Genomic DNA, 18,529 nt, shown 5'->3' on the forward strand with positions numbered 1-18,529 from the left:
CCGGCGTCAGTTGAGGTACTGGTCCCGGTCCGGCCGGTCCTTCGGCCGCACCACCTGCAGGTGCTTGGAGCGGCCCTTCAACTGGCGCTGCAGCCGCCAGTGCTGCAGGTGGAGCCACAGCCTGCGCGGGCTGGCGCCACGCACGTAGGCGAACGCCATGCACAAGCCCAGCAGGTCCGGCACCTGCGTCTGCCAGCCGCTGGTGATGGCCGACAGCACGACGAAGCCCGCGCCGACGCCCGCCAGGGCGTTGCCCGACAGTGGCAGGCCCCAGAAGTTCGTCTGCCCCCGGCCAATGGTGAGTCCGTAGGACACCCACAGCACCGACGTCATGACGTTGCCGCCCGCGTACGCCTGCACCGTCGCGCCAGGCACCAGCATGGCCAGCAGCGAGGTGATGAGGCCCGCGCTCACCGCGATGCCCAACGCCACCATCAGCAGGCGCCTGCCGCCCCAGATGGACTCCAGGTAGCCGCCAATGGACCAGGTGATGATGGCGCCGAAGATGATGCCGATGGGACTGGACTCAATGAAGGCGTACGTCAGCGGCTGCCACAGGAAGAGCCTCCCGAACACCAGGTCCGGGAACAGCAGCAGCAAGCCACCCGACTGCGACTTCGTGAGGTGGAACATCACGGAGCCCGCCACCAGCGCCACCGCCAACTTGGCCGCCGTGGTCTCCAGGCCGGGCAGTCCCATGCCGCCGCCCCCGCCTCCGAAGCCCCTCATCGGTCGCATTCAGTACACCATCCTCTCGTTGCCCAGAGCCGTCCAAAGGTGGTGGAACATCGCTCGCTTCGCAACCCCAAATGACGAAGGGCGCCCATCCCCGACACCGGGGAGAGCGCCCTCGAACACCCACGCCTCGTCAACCGCCGCGCGGCCGATCAGGCCTTCGGCTTGTAGAAGAGCGTGATGGTCAAGCAGTGGAACTCCTTGTCGGAGGACTGCGTCACCACCCTGTCGACCACCTCGAGGTTGGAGTTCTCCTTGAGCCACTTGGTGATGTTCTCACCCATGTTCTCGCGGTCACGCGCGAGCGTGGTGGAGAACACCTTGACGCCCGTGAAGCTGATAACGCCCATTCCGACCCTCGTCATAAACCAGGAGATTCTGGACGTTTACCCCGAGACGATTCCGCTATCAAGAATCGGGCCCGACAATCCGGCCCTGGCGTGTCCTGGGCGCCCCACCCGAGGGGTCTGCTCCCGGGCCTCGCACGGAGCGCGCGGGCCCGGGGGCTGGAGCTTCACCGGCTGCTGGCGGCCTTGCGCGACAGGCAGGTGACCTCGTCCTTGCAGGCCGGGCCAATGCCCTCGGGGTGTGCCGTCAGGGGCGTCTTGTCGCTCTCCTCCACGCCACACACCACGCACTTGCGCTTGCGGTTGCGACGCTCGGCGCGGCGCTGCTCCGCGATGGCCTTGGCCCGCTCACGCGCCGTCTTCGCGTCCACCTCGTTGCTCATCTCGCGTCCTGGTTGGAGGTCCTGTGCCATCAGAGCGCCTCGACGAGCACCGCGATGCCCTGGCCGCCACCGATGCAAGCGGACCCGATACCATAGCGGGCACCGCGGCGCTTCAGCTCGTACACCAGCGTGGTGGTGATGCGCGCGCCCGACGCGCCCAGCGGGTGCCCCACGGCGATGGCGCCGCCGTTGACGTTGGTGCGCTCGCGGGGCAGGCCCAGCTCCTTCTCCACCGCCAGGTACTGCGGCGCGAAGGCCTCGTTGACCTCGAAGAGGTCAATGTCCGACAGCTGACACTGGGCGCGCGCCAGCAGCTGGCGGATGGCCGGCGCCGGGCCGATGCCCATGATTTTCGGGTCGCACCCGGAGACGCCCCAGTTGACGAGCCGGGCAATGGGCTGCAGGCCGTGCTGCTTCACGAAGCTGCCGGTGGCCATCACCATGGAGCCGGCGCCGTCGCAGATACCGCTGGCCGCGCCCGCGTGCACCACGCCGTCCTTCTTGAAGACCTTGGGCAGCTTGCGCAGGCTCTCCACCGTCGTCTCCGGGCGGTTGTGCTCGTCCCGGGACACCACCGTCTCACCCTTCTTCGTCTTCAGCGTGACGGGGGCGATTTCATCCTGGAAGCGGCCCGCCTCCTGCGCGGCGGCGAAGCGCTTCTGGGTGAGGACGGCGTAGTCATCCACCTGCTCCTGCGTGAGCGAGTAGTCCACCGCGAGCTGCTCGGCGGTGAGCGCCATGGCCTGGCCCGTGTAGCTGTCGGTGAGGGCCGTCCACAACATGTCCTCCAGGCTGCCCTTGCCCAGCGGCAGGCCCCAGCGGGCGCCGCGGATGACGTGGGGCGCCTGGCTCATGGACTCGGTGCCACCGGCCAGCACGACGGAGGCCTGCTCGGTGAGCATCAGCTCCGCCGCCGTGACGAAGGCCTGGAAGCCGGAGCCGCACAGCCGGTTGACGCCCAGCGCGGGCACGGGGACGGGCACGCCGGTGCGCAGCCCCACGTGGCGCGGCAGGTAGATGGCGTCCGCGCTGGTCTGCACCACGTTGCCGTAGACGACGTGCTGGACGTCTTCCGGAGACACCTTCGCCTGGGCCAGCGCGGCCTTCGCCGACTCCACGGCGAGGTCGGTGGCGCTGAGGTCCTTCAGGCTTCCCCCGTAGGTACCGAACGGGGTGCGCTTGCCGGACAGGAAGTAGATTTCCTCGTTCTTGGACACGCTCTTCATGGTGTCGTCTACCTACTCTCATGGGGCGCGCGGTGCACGCGCGCCGTGACGTCGTGACGTGTGGGACGGGCGGCCCTAGGGCGCGCGCTGCCCGAAAAAAGCGCTGGCGACGATGGCAAGCGCGATGACGGTCCACAACAAACCTTGAAGGTTCTGTTTCCGGATTTCCTTGCGGCCGAGCCCCTGGTACCAGGAACGCCCGGCGGCCACCCGGCCTTCCCAGGTGAACTCCCCCGCGGGCCGCAGCCCGTCCAGGCGGCGCAGGTGCGCGCGCAGCAGGCGGTCCGGGGGAGCGTCCTCCAGTGAACCCGTCAGGTAGACGCCGGGGACCTCCAGCGCCGGGCGCCGGTAGTCCGCGGTGATGACGAAGCCCCCGGAGGCCAGGGGGGTGAGGAGGTACAGCCGGGGCACGCCGCCCTGCCCCGTATGGAGCGTGGCGAAGACGCGCTCACCCGGATGGGCCCAATCGTAGGAGCGCGTGGCGCGCTGGAGGCGCGGCTTCTCCTCGTGGCTGCCCAGCGGCACGAAGCCCAGCGCCTGGAGCTGGTTGGCGCGCCCCGACAGCTCCAGGGGCAAATCCATCTGGTCCGCGGGCGCCTCGGGCTCCACCCGCACGCTGGACGGGAAGAGGAAGAGGATGCCGCGCCACAGATTCATGGACAGCAGCACGAGCGCCAGCACCAGGCCGGCGACGACGATGCCCAGCTCGGCGAGGACATTCATGAGGGGACGACCTCCAGGTGCATCGCCCCGCGCGCCACGGGCGCGAGGAGCCGGATGAGGGAGGTCAACAAGGCGGGCCGACCGGAGACCATGGCTCCGGGACCCTAGCGGAAAGCGGCGCCCGCGTGCGCTGGGTTCAGCGCCGGGACGCGCTGGCCGGCAGCGTGCGCCAGCGCTCGACGTCCGCCGGGGTGAGCGGGTCCTCGCCGCGCAGGAACCGCTCCAGGTGGCCCAGCGAGTCCACGCCGAAGAACAGCTCGTCGTCCACCAGGTAGGTGGGCACGCCAAACGCCCCGGCGGCCACCGCCGCCTCGGTGTTGCGGCGGACCCGGTCCTTCACCTCCTGCGTCTGGGCCGCCGCGAGCAGCGCCTGGGCGTCCAGCCCCGCGGCCTGAATCGCCGCGCCCACGGCCTCGGGCGACTCCGCGCCCTTCCCGCCGCCCCAGGCGGAGGCATACAGCGCGCTCACCAGCCGGCCCCGGGCCTCCACGTCCTCCACGGCCGCCGTCACGCGCAGCGCGAGCAGCGGATTGAAGGGGTGCGTCGGCGGCGGCGCGAAGGGCACGCCGAAGTCATGGGCGATGCGGAAGGTCTGCTTGAAGACGTAGCCGCGCTTGGCCGCGACCTCCGCGGGGCCGAGGTTTCCCGTCGCGTTGAGCACCCCCGCCAGCAGCACGGGCACCGGCTCCACGACGCGGCCATGGCGCGCGGCGAGCGCCGGCAGGCGCGTCCAGGCCAGGTAGGCATACGGCGAGATGAAATCCAGCAGGAAGCGCAGTGGGGTGTGGGCCATGGCCCGAGTCTAACGCCCCACGTCCGGGCTGGGAGGACACAGTCCCGTCGACGCTCCAGCGGTACATCAGGCGCTCTGACGCAGCGCCCCGGCCCGGCGCTGGAGCGCGCCCCGCAGGGAGCTGGCCAGGGCCAGCAGGCTGGAGGCCCGGGCATCCGTGAAGGCCGCCTCGGCCGCCTCCAACGCCACCACCGAGGACTCCGCGTCCCGCGCGCGCTCCGCGAGCGACAGGCGCACCAGCCCCACCTGGAGCACGTTGCCCGTCAGCTCCGCCAGCGCGAGCGCCCTGCGCAGGTGCGCCAGGCCCTCCTCACCGGGCAGCAGCGCCGCCAGCGCCCGGCGGGAGAGGATTTCGTCCCACGGGTTGGCCAGCACCGGGTCCGTGGCCCGCGCCAGCGCCGCCTCCGCCGCGTCCTCCGCCGCCACCAGGTTGCCCTGCTCCCGTTCGAAGCGGGACTGGTAGACGCGCAGCAGCGTCTCCATGCGGACGCCGCCCTCCCGCGCGGCGGCCAGGGCCGCGGGGAGGGAGCGGCGCGCCGCCCCCGCATCCTCGAAGAGCACGTCGCGGCAGGCCTGGTACACCCGCAGGTGACACTGGAGCCACCGGTCCTCCGGCAGCACCCGCGCCAGCGCCTCGGCGCGGGCCACCACCGCGGCCACGTGCTCGTGCTCGCCGCGCTCCAGGTAGTACGGCGGCGTGAAGAGGGCCAGGTTGCGCTCCATCAACCGGGGGTTGCCCAGCCGCCGCACCAGCTCCGTCTTCTCCGTGAAGGCCGGGACGAACGCCGCGCCGTCGCCCGTGAAGGCCGCGCGCGTCACCACCGAGAACAGATGGAAGCCGCGCACGTCCGTGAACCCATGGGCCTCCGCCACGGCGTACCCGTCGCGGAGCGCCTGCGCGTCCAGCGGCTCGCCGCGCAGCGCCAGGTTCAGGTTCATCGTGAAGCCGCCCATGCCCAGCGCCCACGCCAGGCGCTTGGGCAGCCGGCCCGTCACCTCGCACAGCCCGCGCAGCCGCTTCAGGTGCTCGTACTGCGTCTCCAGCACGCCGGCGAAGCGGCCCGTGTAGGCGCACAGCTGCGCGGGCGCCAGCTGCGCCGCGGCGCGATAGGGCGACACCTCGGGTTGCTCGGCCCGCACGCGCTCCAGCAGCGCCGTCAACTCCTCCGTGCGCCCCACGCTGGCCAGCGCCATGGCCTGGAGGATGCGCAGCTCGGCCTGCTTCCAGAAGACATCCGCGGTGCTGGCGAACGCATCCGCCTCGCGCTCGCGGAACAGCGCCTTCAGGCGCGCGGGGCGCTCCGCTTCCGGCGCGGCGCACGCGGCCTCCAGCGCGGCCACCGCCTGCGTCCGCCCGTCCTCCAGGTCCACCGTGGAGGCCCAGTGCTCACTCAGCTTCCGCGCGAAGACGAGCGAGGTGGGCGGGTCGCTCGAATAGCCCACCTCCACCATCGTCACCCAGATGCGCAGCAGCAGCCTGTCTCGGCCCGGGAAGTCCGGCGCGGCCTCCAGCAGCATCGCCGCTTCCTTCAGCAGCAGCGTCGCCTCCAGCAGCGCCTGCGCCTCGATGGCGGCCCGGCCCGCGTCCAGCAGCGGGCCAATGGCCAGCTCCGGCTCCGACGAGCGCAGGTAGTGCCACCCCACCGTGCGCGACAGCTCTGGCCGCGACGAGTGCAGCGTCTGCAGCGCCACCGCCACGCGGCCATGCGCCACGCGCCGCGCCTCCTCGGGCGTGCTGTCGTAGACGGCCTGGTGCACGGTGTCGTGCGTGAAGACGTAGCGGCCCTCCGCCTCCTGGAGGAACTGCCGCTCCACGATGCCGTCCAGCACCGCGAACAGCTCGGACTCGGGCAGCTCCGCCAGCGCGCGGAGCATGGGCAGCTCCAGGCTGCGGCCCGCGGGCGCCAGCTGGCGCAGCAGCGACACCTGCTCGGCGGGAGCGCTGCCCAGGCGCGCGAGCACCGCGTCGTGGATGCTGGCGGGCAGCGGCCGCGTGTCCAGTCCCTCGACGGCGTTCCACCGGCCGCCCACCCGCGTCAGCGCGCCCTCCTCCACCAGCGCGCGCAGGCACTCGGTGGCGAAGAAGGCGTTGCCGCCCGTCGTCTCATGCAGCCGCGTGACGAAGGCCTGGGGCACGGCCAGCCCCGGCAGCGCCAGCTCCACCAGCGTGCGCACGTGCTCGGCGGCCAGCGGCTCCAGGTCCATGCGGGTGGTGATTTTCTCGTCCACCGTCTGGAAGGCCAGGCTCAGGCGGCTCAGCTCGCCGCTCCGGAACGTGCCCACCACCATGCCGCGCGTGCCGTACAGCGCGCGGATGAGGACGTTGAGCACCTCCAGCGTGGCGCTGTCGGCCCACTGCAAGTCCTCGAAGCACAGCACCAGCGTCATCCGCCGGCCCAGCGCCTGCACCCACTCCGCCAGCGCGCCGAAGAAGGCCAGCTTCTCCTCGCCCGCCACCGGGTGCGCTTCGCCCGCGTCCGGCGTCAGCCCCGGGAGCAGCTGGTGCAGCTTCGGCCCCAGGCGGTCCATCATCTCCGAGGGCGTGAGCGGCACCAGGCAGCGCACTGCCTGGACGATGGGCGTCAGCGGCGCCTGCCCCTCCGCGCGGCACTGGCCCCGGCCGAAGGGCAGCTCCGCCAGCTTCGCCTGGAGCTCGAACTCCTGGAGCAACCGCGTCTTGCCCACGCCCGCGGGCGCGCCGATGAGCACCGCGCGGGACTGGCCCCAGTCCGCCTCGGCCAGGCCGTTCATCAGCGCCTCCAGCTCCGCGGCGCGGCCCACCACCTCCGGCACGTGCAGGTAGCTGGCGCGCGCCGACAGCGGCTCCTCCGGCATCGGCTCGCTGCTGGCGTGGCAGAGCGCCTCCATCAGCTCGCTGGCGTCCTGGAAGCGCTCGCGCGGGTCCTTCGCCAGCAGCAGGAGGATGATTTCCTCCAGCTGTGGATCCACCGGACAAATCGTGGACGGCTTCGGCGGCGGCCGCGTCAGGTGGTCCGCCAGCAGCGCCGCCGGGGTGTTGCGCTTGAAGGGCAGCCGGCGCGTGGCCAGGTAGTAGGCCATGACGCCCAGCGAATAGAGGTCCGCGCGCCCGTCGATGCTCGCGCCGCGCTGCCACTCCGGCGCCAGGTACTCCAGCGTGCCCTTGAGCCGGCCGGGGCTGGGCGTGCCCAACTGGTGCATGACGCCGAAGTCCATCAGCTTCACCGCGCCCGCGCTGGTGATGCGGATGTTGCTGGCCTTGATGTCGCAGTGCACGTACAGCCGCGCGTGAAGGAAGGCCAGGACCTGGGACATCTGGATGAGCACGCGGTACAGCGTGCGCGTGTCCAGCGGCGACTCACGCCCCAGCGAGCTCAGGTCCTGCCCGTCCACCACCTCCATGGTGATGAAGCGGTTGCCGGCCTCCGTCATGCCCCAGTCGAAGACCTTGAGCGTGCCGGGGTGCTGGAGCTTCTTCATGGCGAAGAACTCGTGCCGGAACATCAGCACCAGTTCCTCCGTCTTGCCCGCCGTCAGGCCCGCCGGAACCTGCATCTCCTTGAGCGCCACCCGGCGGTGCTCATGCAGGTCCGTGGCCAGCCAGATGCGGCCCATGCCGCCCTCGCCCAGCAGCCCTTCGACCCGGTAGCGCCCCGTCACCACCATGCCCACGGCCAACGAGCGGCGCTCCCCGGCGCGCGCTCCCGGCAGGGTGATGGGCGTGCGGATGCGGTCCCCCCACGAACTTGGAGGACGGCTGCGCTCGTCCAGGACGGCTGTCTTCTCCTCGTCGCTCACGAAGGGGAACCGGCGGGGTCAGCGAAATGCAGAAGTTCATGGGATATCACGTTTCCTTGCGACAGGCACACCTCATCGGTGCCGTGTCGGCGTTGAGTGGCGCACCGCGCGTGAGGCCCCGGCGGCGAGCACCTGACAACACGGCCCCCGACTGGACGGCCGCCTGGCCGCCCTGCCCGAAGCCCTGGACGCGTGGGTGCACACAAAGACGGCTGGAACCCAGGGGCGCTGCGCACCCCCTCTTGCCCCGGCTGGCGCGTGGGGTGATGCTGGGCTTTTCGCCGGGGGAGCGCGTGTGCACCGGGCACCGCCGGGCGGCTGCCTCCCTGAGAGTCGGGGTGTCGTGAAGCCGAAGGTCCTCATCGTCGAGAACTCATGGACGATGCGGGAGACGCTCCGTCTCCTGCTCTCCGGCGAGTTTGACTGCGTCACGGCGGCCAACGGCGAGTCGGGGCTTCAGCAGGCCCTGTCGCACCCGCCCGATGTGCTCATCTCCGATGTGAACATGGACGGAATGGACGGCTACGCGCTGTGTGGCCACTTCCGCGCCGAGCCCACGCTCAAGCACATCCCCGTCATCTTCGTCAGCGGCTATGCGCCTCGCACGGAAGGGCCCGTGGACCAGCCCGTCCCGGACGCGTACCTCGTCAAGCCGGTGAAGCCGCCCGTGCTCATCGCCCAGCTTCACGCGCTGCTGGCCCGCGCGGAGGCCGTCACTCCGGCCGCGCCCACCATCCAGCCCGCGTGGAAGAGCTGAGGCCGCTCACCCCGCGGCTCGACGCGGCACGCAGGACGTGCCGCTCCAGCGGAAGGCGTGCCGTGGCTCAGCTCCCCCGGTACGTGGAGTAGCCGAAGGGGCTCAGCAGCAATGGGACGTGGTAGTGCTCGTCCGGCGCGGTGAGCTCGAACACCACCGTCACGGACGGATAGAAGCCGCGCACGCCGAGCGCCCGGAAGTACGCCCCGGTGTCGAAGGCCATCCGGTAGATGCCCGGCTCCACGCGCGCGCCCTGGGGCAGGAAGTCGCGCACGCGGCCGTCGTCATTGGTGACGCCGCGAGCCAGCGGCTTCCATTCGCCCGAGTCGCCTTGCAGCTCCAGGGTGATGGGAACACCGGACGCCGGCCGGCCCCGGTTCGTGTCGAGGACGTGAGTGGACAGGGTGCTCATGGCGCCAGCAGCTTCTCCAGTCGGATGCGGGTGATTTTCGCCTGCTCACCGGCCGCGATGCGCAGCTCCTCGTCCGGTGCGTTGTCCAGCCGCTCGCGCAAGAGCTCCAGCATCTCCGCCGCGCTCTTGCCCGTGGCGCATACCAGGAAGATGAAACCGAAGCGCTGCTCGTAGGCGGCGTTGCCTTCCGCCAGCCCTTGCAGCACCGCCTCGTCCGCGCCCCGCACCCCGCCCTGCTCCTGCGAGGACCATGAGGCGGTGGACGCGAACTTCGCACGCAGCTGGGACACATCTCCGATGCGCGGGTGATGCGTCATGGCCTCGCGCCAGTCGTCCGGCCCTGTCTGCTTCCAGAGCCACGCCGACTCCGAGAACAAATGCTCCTCGTCTCGAAAGGGCCGCGAGCGCACCATGCCGTCCGCCCAGCGGGACGCCCCGCAGCAGCGCATCAGCTCCGCGCGCGCCTCCGACGGCAACATGGCGTTGAGCCGTGTCAGTCCGCTGCTCATGCCGGCCGCCCGTGGACCCGCAGCCGGCTGACGCCGCCGTCGGGGTGGATTTTCAGACGCACGTGGGTGAAGGGCCCCTTCGCCGCCAGCTCCGCCTCATAGAAGTGGCGGTGGTGCGCCTGGAGCTTCGTGCGCGGCAGCAGCTCCGTCCACGCGAGGTCATGCGCGTTGGCGAAGTCCACCACCGGCTCGCGCAGGTAGCAGCCTTCAATGGAACAGGAGTCCGGGTAGTTGCCCTTGAAGAAGGCCGTGTCCACCTCCACCCGCTCCACGGTGCCCGGGACGGCGAGCTTCACCACAATCCAGTCGAAGCCCGGCAGCACGCGCTTGCGCCGCGTCTCCCAGCCCTCGCCCATGTTGGCGGCGCGCCCCGGGAGGATGAGGTTGTCCTTGGGGCCGAAGAAGGAGTCGTTGCACGCCACCACCGTGCCGCCATGCTCCGCCGCCGCCAGGTCCACCGTGCCGCCGGCGTGGGACAGGCGCGCGAAGTCCGGACGCACCTCGCCATGGACGCGGAAGCGGGCCACGCCGCCATCCGGGAAGATGTTGAGCCGCAGGTGCGTCCACCGCTTGTCGCTGGCGATGGGGAACAGGTTGCGCGTGCCGCCCTGCAGCTTGAGCTGCGGGAGGATGGGCGTCCAGGTCGCCTCGGCCAGGGCCTCGGGCGTGGGCGAGCCCTCCACCTCCAGCGCGTCCACCGACGCGTACTCGGGGAAGTTGCCGAGGAAGTGGTTGGTGTCGATGTCCACGCCGCGCACCACGCCCGGCAGGCCGAGCTTGAGGATGCACCAGTCGTGGCCCGGCACGCGCTTGCGGCGCGACTCCCAGCCGTCCATCCACTTGCCATTCTCCGTGAACTTGCCGGGGATGAAGATGCCCCGGCCGGGCTTCAGCAGGTTCTCCTTCCCCGCGAAGAACTCATCGCTGGCCAGCAGCGCCTGTCCGCCCACGTTCTCCGCGGCCAGGTCGATGAATTCGGTGAAGGCAATCCGCAGCTTTCCCTCTTCGGGTGCGTGCATGGTGTGTGTCTCCCAAGTGCTTCAAGCAGCGGCGCGCGGCCCCACGGGGCGGCGCACCCAGAGTCCCGACGGGCGCGGCATCGGCTGGCCGCGCTCGAAAACCTTCGTCCCTCGCAGGAACGTCATCTCCACCACGCCCGTCAACGTCCTGCCCGCGTACGGCGTCAGCGGATGACGGTGTAGCAGGCGCTGTGGCTCCACGGCGAATGAAGCGTCCGGGTCGAACACCACCAGGTCCGCGTCCGCGCCGGGCGCCAGCGTCCCCTTGACGCCCGCGAGGCCCACCAGCCGCGCGGGGGCTTCGCACATCCAGCGCACCAGTGACTCCAGCCCCAGGCCGCGCCGCTTCGCCTCCGTCCACACCGCTGGGAGGCTGAGCTGCAACGACGCGATGCCGCCCCAGGCCGCGCCGAAGTCGCCGCGCTCCAGGTGCTTCAGCGCTGGCGTGCAGGGCGAGTGGTCCGACACCACCAGCTCGATGTCCCCCCGCGCCAGCCCGGCCCACAGCCGCTCGCGGTTCTCCGCTTCACGGATGGGCGGCGCGCACTTGAAGTGGGTCGCGCCGTCCTCAATCTCCTCCGCCGTGAAGCTCAGGTAGTGCGGACACGTCTCCACCGACACATCCAGGCCCTCGCGCCGGGCCTCGCGCAGCACGGGCAGCGCCTCCGCGGAGGACAGGTGGACGATGTGCACGCGGCAGCGGTGCGCGCGCGCCAGCTCCACCATCATCTGAATGGCCTCGTTCTCCCAGCGCTTCGGTCGGGACTCCAGGTAGCCGCGGTACGTGCGGGCGTCCCCACCGGGTGTCAGGCCCTCCACCGGGGACTCCAGCTCCGCGTGGACGATGAGCGGGATGCCCCTGCGCGCGAGGATGGGCATGGCCACGTCGAGCACCTCGCGCGTCGCATGCGGAAACTCGTCCACGCCAGAGGGGCACAGGAAGCACTTGAAGCCGGAGATGCCCGCGTCGATGAGCGCCTCCAGCTCGCCCGCGTTGCCCGGAATGACGCCGCCCCAGAAGGCGTGGTCCACCTGGCAGCGCCCGTGGGCCGCCTCGGCCTTCAGCTTCAGCGCCGCCAGCGTGGTGGTGGGCGGCAGCGAGTTGAGCGGCATGTCCACCACCGTGGTGATGCCCCCCGCCGCCGCCGCGCGCGTGGCCGTCTCGAAGCCCTCCCATTCGGTGCGGCCGGGCTCGTTGATGTGCGCGTGGCTGTCCACCACGCCGGGCATCACCACCTTGTCGCCCACGTCCACCACCGGCAGTCCCGCGGGGACCTCCGCGTGAGACACCACCGCGGCCACCTTGCCGCCACGCACCACGACCGCCGCCTCGCGCACGCCTTCGCCTGTGACGACGCGCTGGCCGCGCACCACGAACTGCGCTCCACTCATGGCTCGAATTCCTTCTCGTCGTATCCCGCCAGGGACTCGAAGAACGCGTCCCGGTCATCCACGTAGAGCTGCCGCGTCACCCCGGACACGAGCCGGGGCAGGCCGTACTTCATGCCGGAGATGCTCGCGCCCCCGAAGCCCAGCGAGAGCAGACAGCCAAAGGTGAAGTTGAAGATGCCCTGGAGCCAGGGCGCCTGCCCCGGGTGCTTCTCCTGAAGCTCGAAGTGCGCGCCCAGGTACGGGTGCCGCTGCAGGTCCGCGTGCGACTGCCCCTCGGGCGGGGTGTACCGGTCCTTCCACAGGGCGATGTCGCCGTGGAGGCCCGCCAGCTCCGGGCGCAGCGACAGGTCCGTCACCGTGCCGCTGCCGATGATGAGCTTGTCGAACAGGAACTGCCCGTGAGGCGTGGTGACGCGCACCTGCCCGTCCACCTCCTCCGCGCCGAGCCAGGGACTGCCGCCGTGCAGGTGGAACTGGGGAAAGGCCCGCGCCCGGCTGAAGGTGTCCGACGGTGGCAGTTGCCCCATCTCGATGATGCGGTGGATGAAGCGCCAGCGGTCCGCGTCCGGCAGGTCCGCGTGGTGCTTGAGGAAGCCCACGAACTCCGCCCAGCGGTAGGGATTCACGTTGGGCAGCGTCTTGCGCCGGTAGAAGAGGTGGACCTCGGCCGCGCCGTGCTCCAGCGCCACGGCGGCGTTGTCGAACGCGGACGCGCCGGCGCCGAGCACGCCCACCCGCTTGCCCCGCAGGGCCTCGAAGTCGATGGCGTCGCGCGTGTGGGCGTACAGCTCGCGCCGCAGCCCGGCCACCACGGACGGCACCTCCCAGCGCCCGGAGCCGTCGATGCCCGTGGCCAGCACCACCTTGCGCGCATGGACCACGTCCGTGGTGCCCTGGCTCGCGTCGATGAGCGGGACGGCGAAGCAGTCCTCCTCCGCGCTCCAGGCGATGGCCCCCGCGCGCGTGCCACACCGCACGGGGATTTCGAGCGTGCGGCGGTACCAGTCGAGGTAGTCCGCCCACATTTCCTTGGGGATTCGGACCACCGCCTCCCACGAGCCTTCGCCGTGCTGCGCCTCGTACCAGGACTGGAAGCAGAGGTTGGGCAGGTTGTGGTCCGGGCCCGTCAGGTGCTTGGGCGTGCGCAGCGTGTGCATGCGGGCGAAGGTCTTCCACGGCCCGGCGAGGCCCTGCTCGCAGTCATCCACCACGAGCAGGTTCGTGACGCGCTCACGCATCAACCCGAAGGCGGCGGTGAGCCCGCTCTGCCCACCACCAATGACGAGCACGTCCAGCACGGCCTGCCCGTCCCGGGTGCGACGCGGCAGCACCCACGGTCTGCGTGGGTACTCCAACTGCGCCAGGTCCTTCCGGATTCGAGCCTCCAGCGCGGTGAGAGCAGGGGCGGAGGGCGACTCGGCGGGGCTCGAGGGGACGCGCATGGTCCACATCGTACCCGCGCACCGCGTCAGCGAGCCAACACGCCCCGGATTGAGGGGGAATTGTCCGAAACCTCAAGGGTTCACTGGAGGTTGCGCCACCTTCCACGCTTCCCCCGCTGGGCTGCTTGGCTATGCTGCGCGCCCTTCGTTTCCGCCCGAGGTGAATCCGCGTGATCAACGCCCATACCCGCGTCCCGCCGCCGAAGAACGAGCCTGTCCTCTCCTATGCGCCCGGCACGGCCGAGCGCCGGGAGGTGCAAGCCGAGCTCAAGCGCATGGCCGGTGAGCAGCTCGACATCCCCGTCATCATCGGCGGCAAGCACCTGCGCACCGGCAAGACGGACACGGTGCGCATGCCGCACAACCACCAGCACGTGCTGGCCACGCTGCACGAGGCGGACGCCAGCCACGCGGAGCAGGCCATCCAGGCCGCGCTGGCCGTCAAGGACGACTGGGCGCGCATGCCCTTCCAGTCGCGCGCCGCCATCTTCCTGCGCGCCGCGGAGCTGCTCGCCTCGCGCTACCGCCCCATCCTCAACGCCGCCACCATGCTGGGGCAGGGCAAGACGGTCCACCAGGCGGAGATTGACGCCGCTTGCGAAGCCATCGACTTCATCCGCTTCAACGTCGCGTTCGCCGAGCAGATTCTCAGCTGGCAGCCGGAGGCCGCGCACCAGACGTGGAACATGACGGACTACCGCCCGCTGGACGGCTTCGTCTTCGCGGTGGCGCCGTTCAACTTCACGGCCATTGCCCTCAACCTGGCCACCGCGCCGGCGCTGATGGGCAACGTGGTGCTCTTCAAGCCGTCGTCCACCGCGGCCCTGAGCGCCTGGTACATCATGGAGCTGCTGCGCGAGGCGGGCCTGCCCGACGGCGTCATCAACATGCTCCCGGGTGACGGCCCCACGGTGGGCAACCCGGTGCTGGCCAGTCCGCACCTGGGCGGCATCCACTTCACCGGCTCCACGCCGACGTTCAACGCCATGTGGCGCACGGTGGGGGAGAACATCTCCCGCTACAAGCAGTACCCCCGCATCGTCGGCGAGACGGGCGGCAAGGACTTCATCGTCGCCCACCCGTCCGCGGCGGACGACCTGGAGGCGCTCGCGGTGGCCATCGTCCGCGGCGGCTTCGAGTACCAGGGTCAGAAGTGCTCCGCGGCCAGCCGCGTCTTCATCCCCGAGTCCCTGTGGCCCAAGCTGAAGCCGCGCCTCCAGGCGCTCATCAGCGAGGTCCGCATGGGGGACGTGTCGGACTTCCGCAACTTCATGGGCGCCGTCATCGACGAGAAGTCCTTCAAGAAGGTCTCCTCGTACATCGACCTGGCCAAGAGCGACAGCGGGGCCAGCATCGTCGCCGGCGGCGAGGTGGACCGGAAGCAGGGCTGGTTCGTGAAGCCCACGCTGGTGCAGCTCGACAGCCCCTCCCACCGCATCCTCCGCGAGGAGATCTTCGCGCCGCTGGTGGGCCTGCACGTCTACCCGGATGCGAAGTACGAGGAGACGCTGCGCGAGGTCGACCAGGCCGCCGCCTACGCCCTCACCGGCGCGGTGTTCGCCCGGGACAGGAAGGCCATCGACACGGCGCTGCGCGAGCTGCGCCACGCGGCGGGCAACTTCTACATCAACGACAAGCCCACCGGCGCCGTCGTGGGCCAGCAGCCCTTCGGCGGTGGCCGCGCGTCCGGCACCAACGACAAGGCGGGCTCTGCCCTCAACCTGGTGCGGTGGACCAGCCCCCGCACCATCAAGGAGACCTTCGTCCCGGCCGTGAAGGTGCCCTACCCCTTCATGGACAACGACCCCAACGAAGGCGCCCTCTGAGGCACGTATGAACGGTCCGTCCCCCGGCATCGCAGGACTGGACACGTACGCGCTGGTGGACGGCGGGTGCCGCGTGGAGGTCATTCCTTCACGCGGGGCCCTCGTCAGCCGGATGTGCGTGGACGGTGACGAACTGCTGTACCTCGACGAGGCCACCGTCGCGGACCCGGCGAAGAACGTGCGCGGGGGCATCCCCGTGCTGTTCCCCAACGCCGGGCCGCTGCCGGGGGACACCTACTCCGTAAGCGGTCAGCAGTACACGCTGCCGCAGCACGGCTTCGCGCGGAGGCTGCCGTGGACGGTGCGGCAGGCTGACGCAGCACGGCTGGTGGTGGAGCTGTCCTCCAACGAGGAGACGCTGCGCCACTTCCCATGGCGGTTCGACGCGCGGCTGACCTTCTCGCTGGTCGGCCAACGGCTGACGCTGGAGAGCGAGTTCGAGAACCAGGACACGCGGCCCATGCCGCTGCACCTGGGCTTCCATCCGTACTTCCGCGTGCCGGACGCGGCGAAGGCGCAGGCGGGCGTGGACACGGACGCCGCGCGCGCGTGGGACAACTGGCGCGGTCAGGACGTGGCCGTCACCGGGCTGGACCTCACCGAGGAGGAAGTGGACCTTCACCTGAAGGACCACTCGAAGCCGGGCACGACGCTGGCGCGGGGCCCCGGGCTCGCGCCCATCCGCCTGTCGTGGAGCCCCGAGTACCGCGTGCTCGTCGTGTGGACGCTGCGCGGGAAGGACTTCGTCTGCGTGGAGCCGTGGACCGCCGCCAAGGGTGCGCTGGCCACGGGCGAAGGGCTGCCGCATGTCCAGCCCGGCGCGCGGGCGTCGCTTCGGTTCGATATCCAGGGCTGAGCGGCAGGCCCCGGAGCCTCCCGGGGCGACTCCTGCACCTCGCTGTTCGGAAATGTCGGGACATTTGCCGCACAAAACCCCCGACATTCCCGAACAGCGAGCTCATGGTCCCCTCCCGGGCCGGGCCCCCTCCCCCGTCAGCGAGAGCAACTCACCTCGCAGCCAGCGGTTGCGCGGGTCCGCATCCGTCTGCCGGTGCCAGTAGAGGTGGAGTTCCAGCGGGGGCAGTGACAGCGGCATCGGCAGGAGGTGGTTGCCCAGCAGCGCATGCAGCGCCGCCGCGCGCCGCCTCGCCATCGTCAGCAGCAAGTCGGAGTCCGCGACGAGCTTGAACGCGGCCTCGTAGTGCTGGCAACGGACGACGACGTCACGCTGGTAGCCCAGGCGGCTGAGCACCAGGTCCTCCACGGCCAGCCCGGTGCGACGCGAGGACACGGTGACGTGCCGGGCCGCCATGTACTTCGCCACGTCCAGCCTGCGCCGGCTTCGGCTCACCACGCAGAAGGTGTCTTGCAACAAGGCCGTGCGCTTCAGCTCCGCGCCGGTCTGCTGCTCCACGTCGATGGAGAGGTCGACCCGCCCCGACGCCAGGTCCCGCTCCAGCCGCGCCCGGTCGAGCCGGACGCTGGAGATACGGACCTCCGGCGCGTGCGCCCGCAGCCGAGCCACGAGCCGCGGGAGAATCGACGGCTCCAGCACGTCATTCATCGCCACCGTGAACTGGCCCACGTCCCGGCGCGGGTCGAAGCCGCGTCCGCGATGAACCGCCTGCTCGAACAGCGCCAGCGCCTCCCGAATCTCCGGCGCCAGGCGCTCCGCGAACGCCGTGGGCGCCACGCCGCGCCCCTCGCGGACGAACAGCGGCTCGCCCAGTTGCTCACGCAGGCGGGCCAGCGCATGGCTCACCGCCGACTGACTGAGGAACAGGACCTCCGCCGCGCGCGTCAGGTTCCGCTCCCGGAGCACCACGTCGAAGACCCGGAAGAGGTTGAGGTCCAGCCGGGCCAGCCGCGCCGAATCCTGAACAGGGTTCATGATGACACATGACCAATATTCACTGGATGCATCAAGGCCCGGTGCGCAGGATGACGCCCATGGACTTCGAGCCCAGCCAGCGAGGCAAGGACTACCTGGAGCGTGTGAAGCGCTTCATGAGCGAGCACATCCTCCCTGCGGAGAGCCGCTACCACGAGGAGCTCCGAGCCACCGCGCAGGGCGGCGACTGGAAGACGTGGCGCGTGCCGCCCGTCATGGAGGAGCTCAAGACCCAGGCGAAGGCCCAGGGCCTGTGGAACCTGTTCCTCCCGGACGCGAAGCTCGGCGCCGGGCTCAGCACGCTGGAGTACGCCCCCATCGCCGAGGAGACGGGCCGCAGCTTCATCGCCCCCGAGGTCTTCAACTGCAGCGCCCCGGACACCGGCAACATGGAGGTGCTCTGGAAGTACGGCTCCGAGGCGCAGCAGGAGCACTGGCTGAAGCCGCTGCTGGCCGGGGACATCCGCTCGGTGTTCTGCATGACGGAGCCGGACGTGGCCTCGTCCGATGCCACCAACATGGCGGCCACCGCCATCGTCGACGGCGACGACATGGTCCTCAACGGCAGCAAGTGGTGGTCCAGCGGCCTGGGGCACCCCAGCGCGAAGGTGGTCATCTTCATGGCCCGCACGCCCGACACCGGCGGGGACCGGCACCACCAGCACTCCATGGTGCTGGTACCGCTGGACACGCCGGGCGTGAGCATCCGCCGCATGCTGCCCGTGTACGGCGACTACGACGCGCCCCACGGCCACGGCGAGGTGCACTTCGACAACGTGCGCGTGCCACGCGACAACGTCATCGCCGGACCGGGGATGGGCTTCGAGATTGCCCAGGGTCGGCTCGGACCGGGGCGCATCCACCACTGCATGCGCTGCATCGGCGCGGCGGAGCGTTCTCTGGAGCTGATGATTGACCGGGGCATGAAGCGCACGGCCTTCGGGAAACCGCTCCTCAACCTGGGTGGAAACCGCGAGAAGGTGGCCGAGGCGCGCATCGCCATCGACCAGGCTCGGCTGCTGACGCTCTACGCGGCCTGGAAGATGGACCAGGTGGGGGCGCTCGGTGCCATGACGGAGATTTCCGCCATCAAGGTCGTCGCGCCCAATGTCCTCCAGAAGGTGGTGGATGACGCCATCCAGCTTCACGGCGGCGCGGGCGTGTCCCAAGATACGCCGCTGGCGGGCTTCTTCGCCCAGGCGCGCAGCCTGCGCCTCGCGGATGGCCCGGACGAAGTACACAAGGGACTCATCGCCCGCCTCGAGCTGTCGAAGCGGGGCTTCTCCCGGAGCTGACG

General features: G+C 70.6%; 17 protein-coding genes. 4 read left to right on the forward strand and 13 right to left on the reverse strand.

All coding sequences use genetic code 11. From position 1 onward, the window contains the following. Positions 1-6: 6 nt before the first annotated feature. The 7 genes from KGD87_RS18665 to KGD87_RS18695 all read right to left on the reverse strand — a co-directional run bounded on the left by KGD87_RS18665 (position 7) and on the right by KGD87_RS18695 (position 7,858). Positions 7-738: a DUF1751 domain-containing protein gene (locus KGD87_RS18665; RefSeq protein ID WP_284661556.1), complete on the reverse strand. Its 732-nt coding sequence runs from the start codon at positions 736-738 to the stop codon at positions 7-9. A 149-nt stretch (positions 739-887) separates the two neighbouring features. Beyond that, positions 888-1,085, reverse strand: coding sequence for a hypothetical protein (locus KGD87_RS18670; RefSeq protein ID WP_013938428.1), 198 nt, complete (start codon positions 1,083-1,085; stop codon positions 888-890). A 164-nt stretch (positions 1,086-1,249) separates the two neighbouring features. Next, a complete protein-coding gene (locus KGD87_RS18675) occupies positions 1,250-1,465 on the reverse strand; it encodes a hypothetical protein (RefSeq protein ID WP_163780860.1) in 216 nt (71 codons plus the stop codon). Positions 1,466-1,494: 29 nt separating this feature from the next. Next, positions 1,495-2,691 carry an acetyl-CoA C-acetyltransferase gene (locus KGD87_RS18680; RefSeq protein ID WP_284661557.1) on the reverse strand — a complete coding sequence of 399 codons (1,197 nt, stop codon included), beginning with the start codon at positions 2,689-2,691 and terminating at the stop codon, positions 1,495-1,497. Between the two features lie 75 nt (positions 2,692-2,766). Further along, complete coding sequence (locus tag KGD87_RS18685; RefSeq protein ID WP_163780857.1) at positions 2,767-3,414, reverse strand: hypothetical protein; 648 nt, start codon at positions 3,412-3,414, stop codon at positions 2,767-2,769. Positions 3,415-3,550: 136 nt separating this feature from the next. Beyond that, positions 3,551-4,207 (reverse strand): 2-hydroxychromene-2-carboxylate isomerase, encoded by a 657-nt coding sequence (locus tag KGD87_RS18690; RefSeq protein WP_284661559.1) that lies wholly within the window; start codon positions 4,205-4,207, stop codon positions 3,551-3,553. Between the two features lie 66 nt (positions 4,208-4,273). Next, on the reverse strand, positions 4,274-7,858 hold the full coding sequence (locus KGD87_RS18695; protein ID WP_284668657.1) for a protein kinase domain-containing protein: 3,585 nt from the start codon (positions 7,856-7,858) through the stop codon (positions 4,274-4,276). Positions 7,859-8,327: 469 nt separating this feature from the next. Between KGD87_RS18695 and KGD87_RS18700 the strand changes: the two genes are divergently transcribed. After that, positions 8,328-8,741 (forward strand): response regulator, encoded by a 414-nt coding sequence (locus KGD87_RS18700; protein ID WP_284661560.1) that lies wholly within the window; start codon positions 8,328-8,330, stop codon positions 8,739-8,741. 67 nt (positions 8,742-8,808) lie between these two features. On the opposite strand, the gene uraH is transcribed toward KGD87_RS18700, so the two are convergent. The 5 genes from uraH to KGD87_RS18725 are packed head-to-tail and all read right to left on the reverse strand — an operon-like array spanning position 8,809 to position 13,515. Next, the gene (gene uraH, locus KGD87_RS18705) at positions 8,809-9,153 is read right to left on the reverse strand and encodes a hydroxyisourate hydrolase (RefSeq protein ID WP_284661562.1); all 345 of its coding nucleotides are present in this window, start codon (positions 9,151-9,153) and stop codon (positions 8,809-8,811) included. Further along, the gene (gene uraD / locus KGD87_RS18710) at positions 9,150-9,662 is read right to left on the reverse strand and encodes a 2-oxo-4-hydroxy-4-carboxy-5-ureidoimidazoline decarboxylase (protein ID WP_284661563.1); all 513 of its coding nucleotides are present in this window, start codon (positions 9,660-9,662) and stop codon (positions 9,150-9,152) included. Before uraD ends, uraH begins: the two co-directional genes overlap by 4 nt. Then, positions 9,659-10,681, reverse strand: a complete 1,023-nt coding sequence (alc, locus tag KGD87_RS18715; RefSeq protein ID WP_284661565.1) for an allantoicase — start codon at positions 10,679-10,681, stop codon at positions 9,659-9,661. The genes uraD and alc overlap by 4 nt, the downstream gene beginning before the upstream one ends. Positions 10,682-10,702: 21 nt before the next feature. After that, positions 10,703-12,073, reverse strand: a complete 1,371-nt coding sequence (allB, locus tag KGD87_RS18720; protein ID WP_284661566.1) for an allantoinase AllB — start codon at positions 12,071-12,073, stop codon at positions 10,703-10,705. Then, positions 12,070-13,515 (reverse strand): SidA/IucD/PvdA family monooxygenase, encoded by a 1,446-nt coding sequence (locus tag KGD87_RS18725; RefSeq protein ID WP_284661568.1) that lies wholly within the window; start codon positions 13,513-13,515, stop codon positions 12,070-12,072. Before KGD87_RS18725 ends, allB begins: the two co-directional genes overlap by 4 nt. 170 nt (positions 13,516-13,685) lie before the next feature. Between KGD87_RS18725 and pruA the strand changes: the two genes are divergently transcribed. Then, positions 13,686-15,341, forward strand: a complete 1,656-nt coding sequence (pruA, locus tag KGD87_RS18730) for an L-glutamate gamma-semialdehyde dehydrogenase (protein ID WP_284661570.1) — start codon at positions 13,686-13,688, stop codon at positions 15,339-15,341. A gap of 7 nt (positions 15,342-15,348) precedes the next feature. Continuing rightward, positions 15,349-16,197 carry an aldose epimerase family protein gene (locus tag KGD87_RS18735; protein ID WP_284661571.1) on the forward strand — a complete coding sequence of 283 codons (849 nt, stop codon included), beginning with the start codon at positions 15,349-15,351 and terminating at the stop codon, positions 16,195-16,197. Positions 16,198-16,299: 102 nt separating this feature from the next. On the opposite strand, the gene KGD87_RS18740 is transcribed toward KGD87_RS18735, so the two are convergent. Beyond that, positions 16,300-17,232 (reverse strand): LysR family transcriptional regulator, encoded by a 933-nt coding sequence (locus KGD87_RS18740; protein ID WP_284661573.1) that lies wholly within the window; start codon positions 17,230-17,232, stop codon positions 16,300-16,302. A gap of 59 nt (positions 17,233-17,291) precedes the next feature. Here KGD87_RS18740 and KGD87_RS18745 point away from each other — a divergent pair, with 59 nt between their 5' ends. Then, on the forward strand, positions 17,292-18,527 hold the full coding sequence (locus KGD87_RS18745) for an acyl-CoA dehydrogenase family protein (protein WP_284668658.1): 1,236 nt from the start codon (positions 17,292-17,294) through the stop codon (positions 18,525-18,527). The last annotated feature ends 2 nt before the right edge of the window (positions 18,528-18,529 follow it).

The sequence above is a fragment of the Myxococcus sp. SDU36 genome (assembly GCF_030168875.1).
GTDB lineage: Bacteria > Myxococcota > Myxococcia > Myxococcales > Myxococcaceae > Myxococcus > Myxococcus vastator.

Excerpts from the sequence above, each read along its gene's own strand:
- allB (WP_284661566.1), bottom strand. The coding sequence starts at position 12,073 with ATGAGTGGAGCGCAGTTCGTGGTGCGCGGCCAGCGCGTCGTCACAGGC.
- KGD87_RS18675 (WP_163780860.1), bottom strand. The coding sequence starts at position 1,465 with ATGAGCAACGAGGTGGACGCGAAGACGGCGCGTGAGCGGGCCAAGGCC.
- KGD87_RS18725 (WP_284661568.1), bottom strand. The coding sequence starts at position 13,515 with ATGCGCGTCCCCTCGAGCCCCGCCGAGTCGCCCTCCGCCCCTGCTCTC.
- alc (WP_284661565.1), bottom strand. The coding sequence starts at position 10,681 with ATGCACGCACCCGAAGAGGGAAAGCTGCGGATTGCCTTCACCGAATTC.
- KGD87_RS18735 (WP_284661571.1), top strand. The coding sequence starts at position 15,349 with ATGAACGGTCCGTCCCCCGGCATCGCAGGACTGGACACGTACGCGCTG.
- KGD87_RS18690 (WP_284661559.1), bottom strand. The coding sequence starts at position 4,207 with ATGGCCCACACCCCACTGCGCTTCCTGCTGGATTTCATCTCGCCGTAT.
- uraD (WP_284661563.1), bottom strand. The coding sequence starts at position 9,662 with ATGAGCAGCGGACTGACACGGCTCAACGCCATGTTGCCGTCGGAGGCG.
- uraH (WP_284661562.1), bottom strand. The coding sequence starts at position 9,153 with ATGAGCACCCTGTCCACTCACGTCCTCGACACGAACCGGGGCCGGCCG.
- KGD87_RS18685 (WP_163780857.1), bottom strand. The coding sequence starts at position 3,414 with ATGAATGTCCTCGCCGAGCTGGGCATCGTCGTCGCCGGCCTGGTGCTG.
- KGD87_RS18745 (WP_284668658.1), top strand. The coding sequence starts at position 17,292 with ATGGACTTCGAGCCCAGCCAGCGAGGCAAGGACTACCTGGAGCGTGTG.
- KGD87_RS18670 (WP_013938428.1), bottom strand. The coding sequence starts at position 1,085 with ATGGGCGTTATCAGCTTCACGGGCGTCAAGGTGTTCTCCACCACGCTC.
- KGD87_RS18680 (WP_284661557.1), bottom strand. The coding sequence starts at position 2,691 with ATGAAGAGCGTGTCCAAGAACGAGGAAATCTACTTCCTGTCCGGCAAG.
- KGD87_RS18665 (WP_284661556.1), bottom strand. The coding sequence starts at position 738 with ATGCGACCGATGAGGGGCTTCGGAGGCGGGGGCGGCGGCATGGGACTG.
- KGD87_RS18740 (WP_284661573.1), bottom strand. The coding sequence starts at position 17,232 with ATGAACCCTGTTCAGGATTCGGCGCGGCTGGCCCGGCTGGACCTCAAC.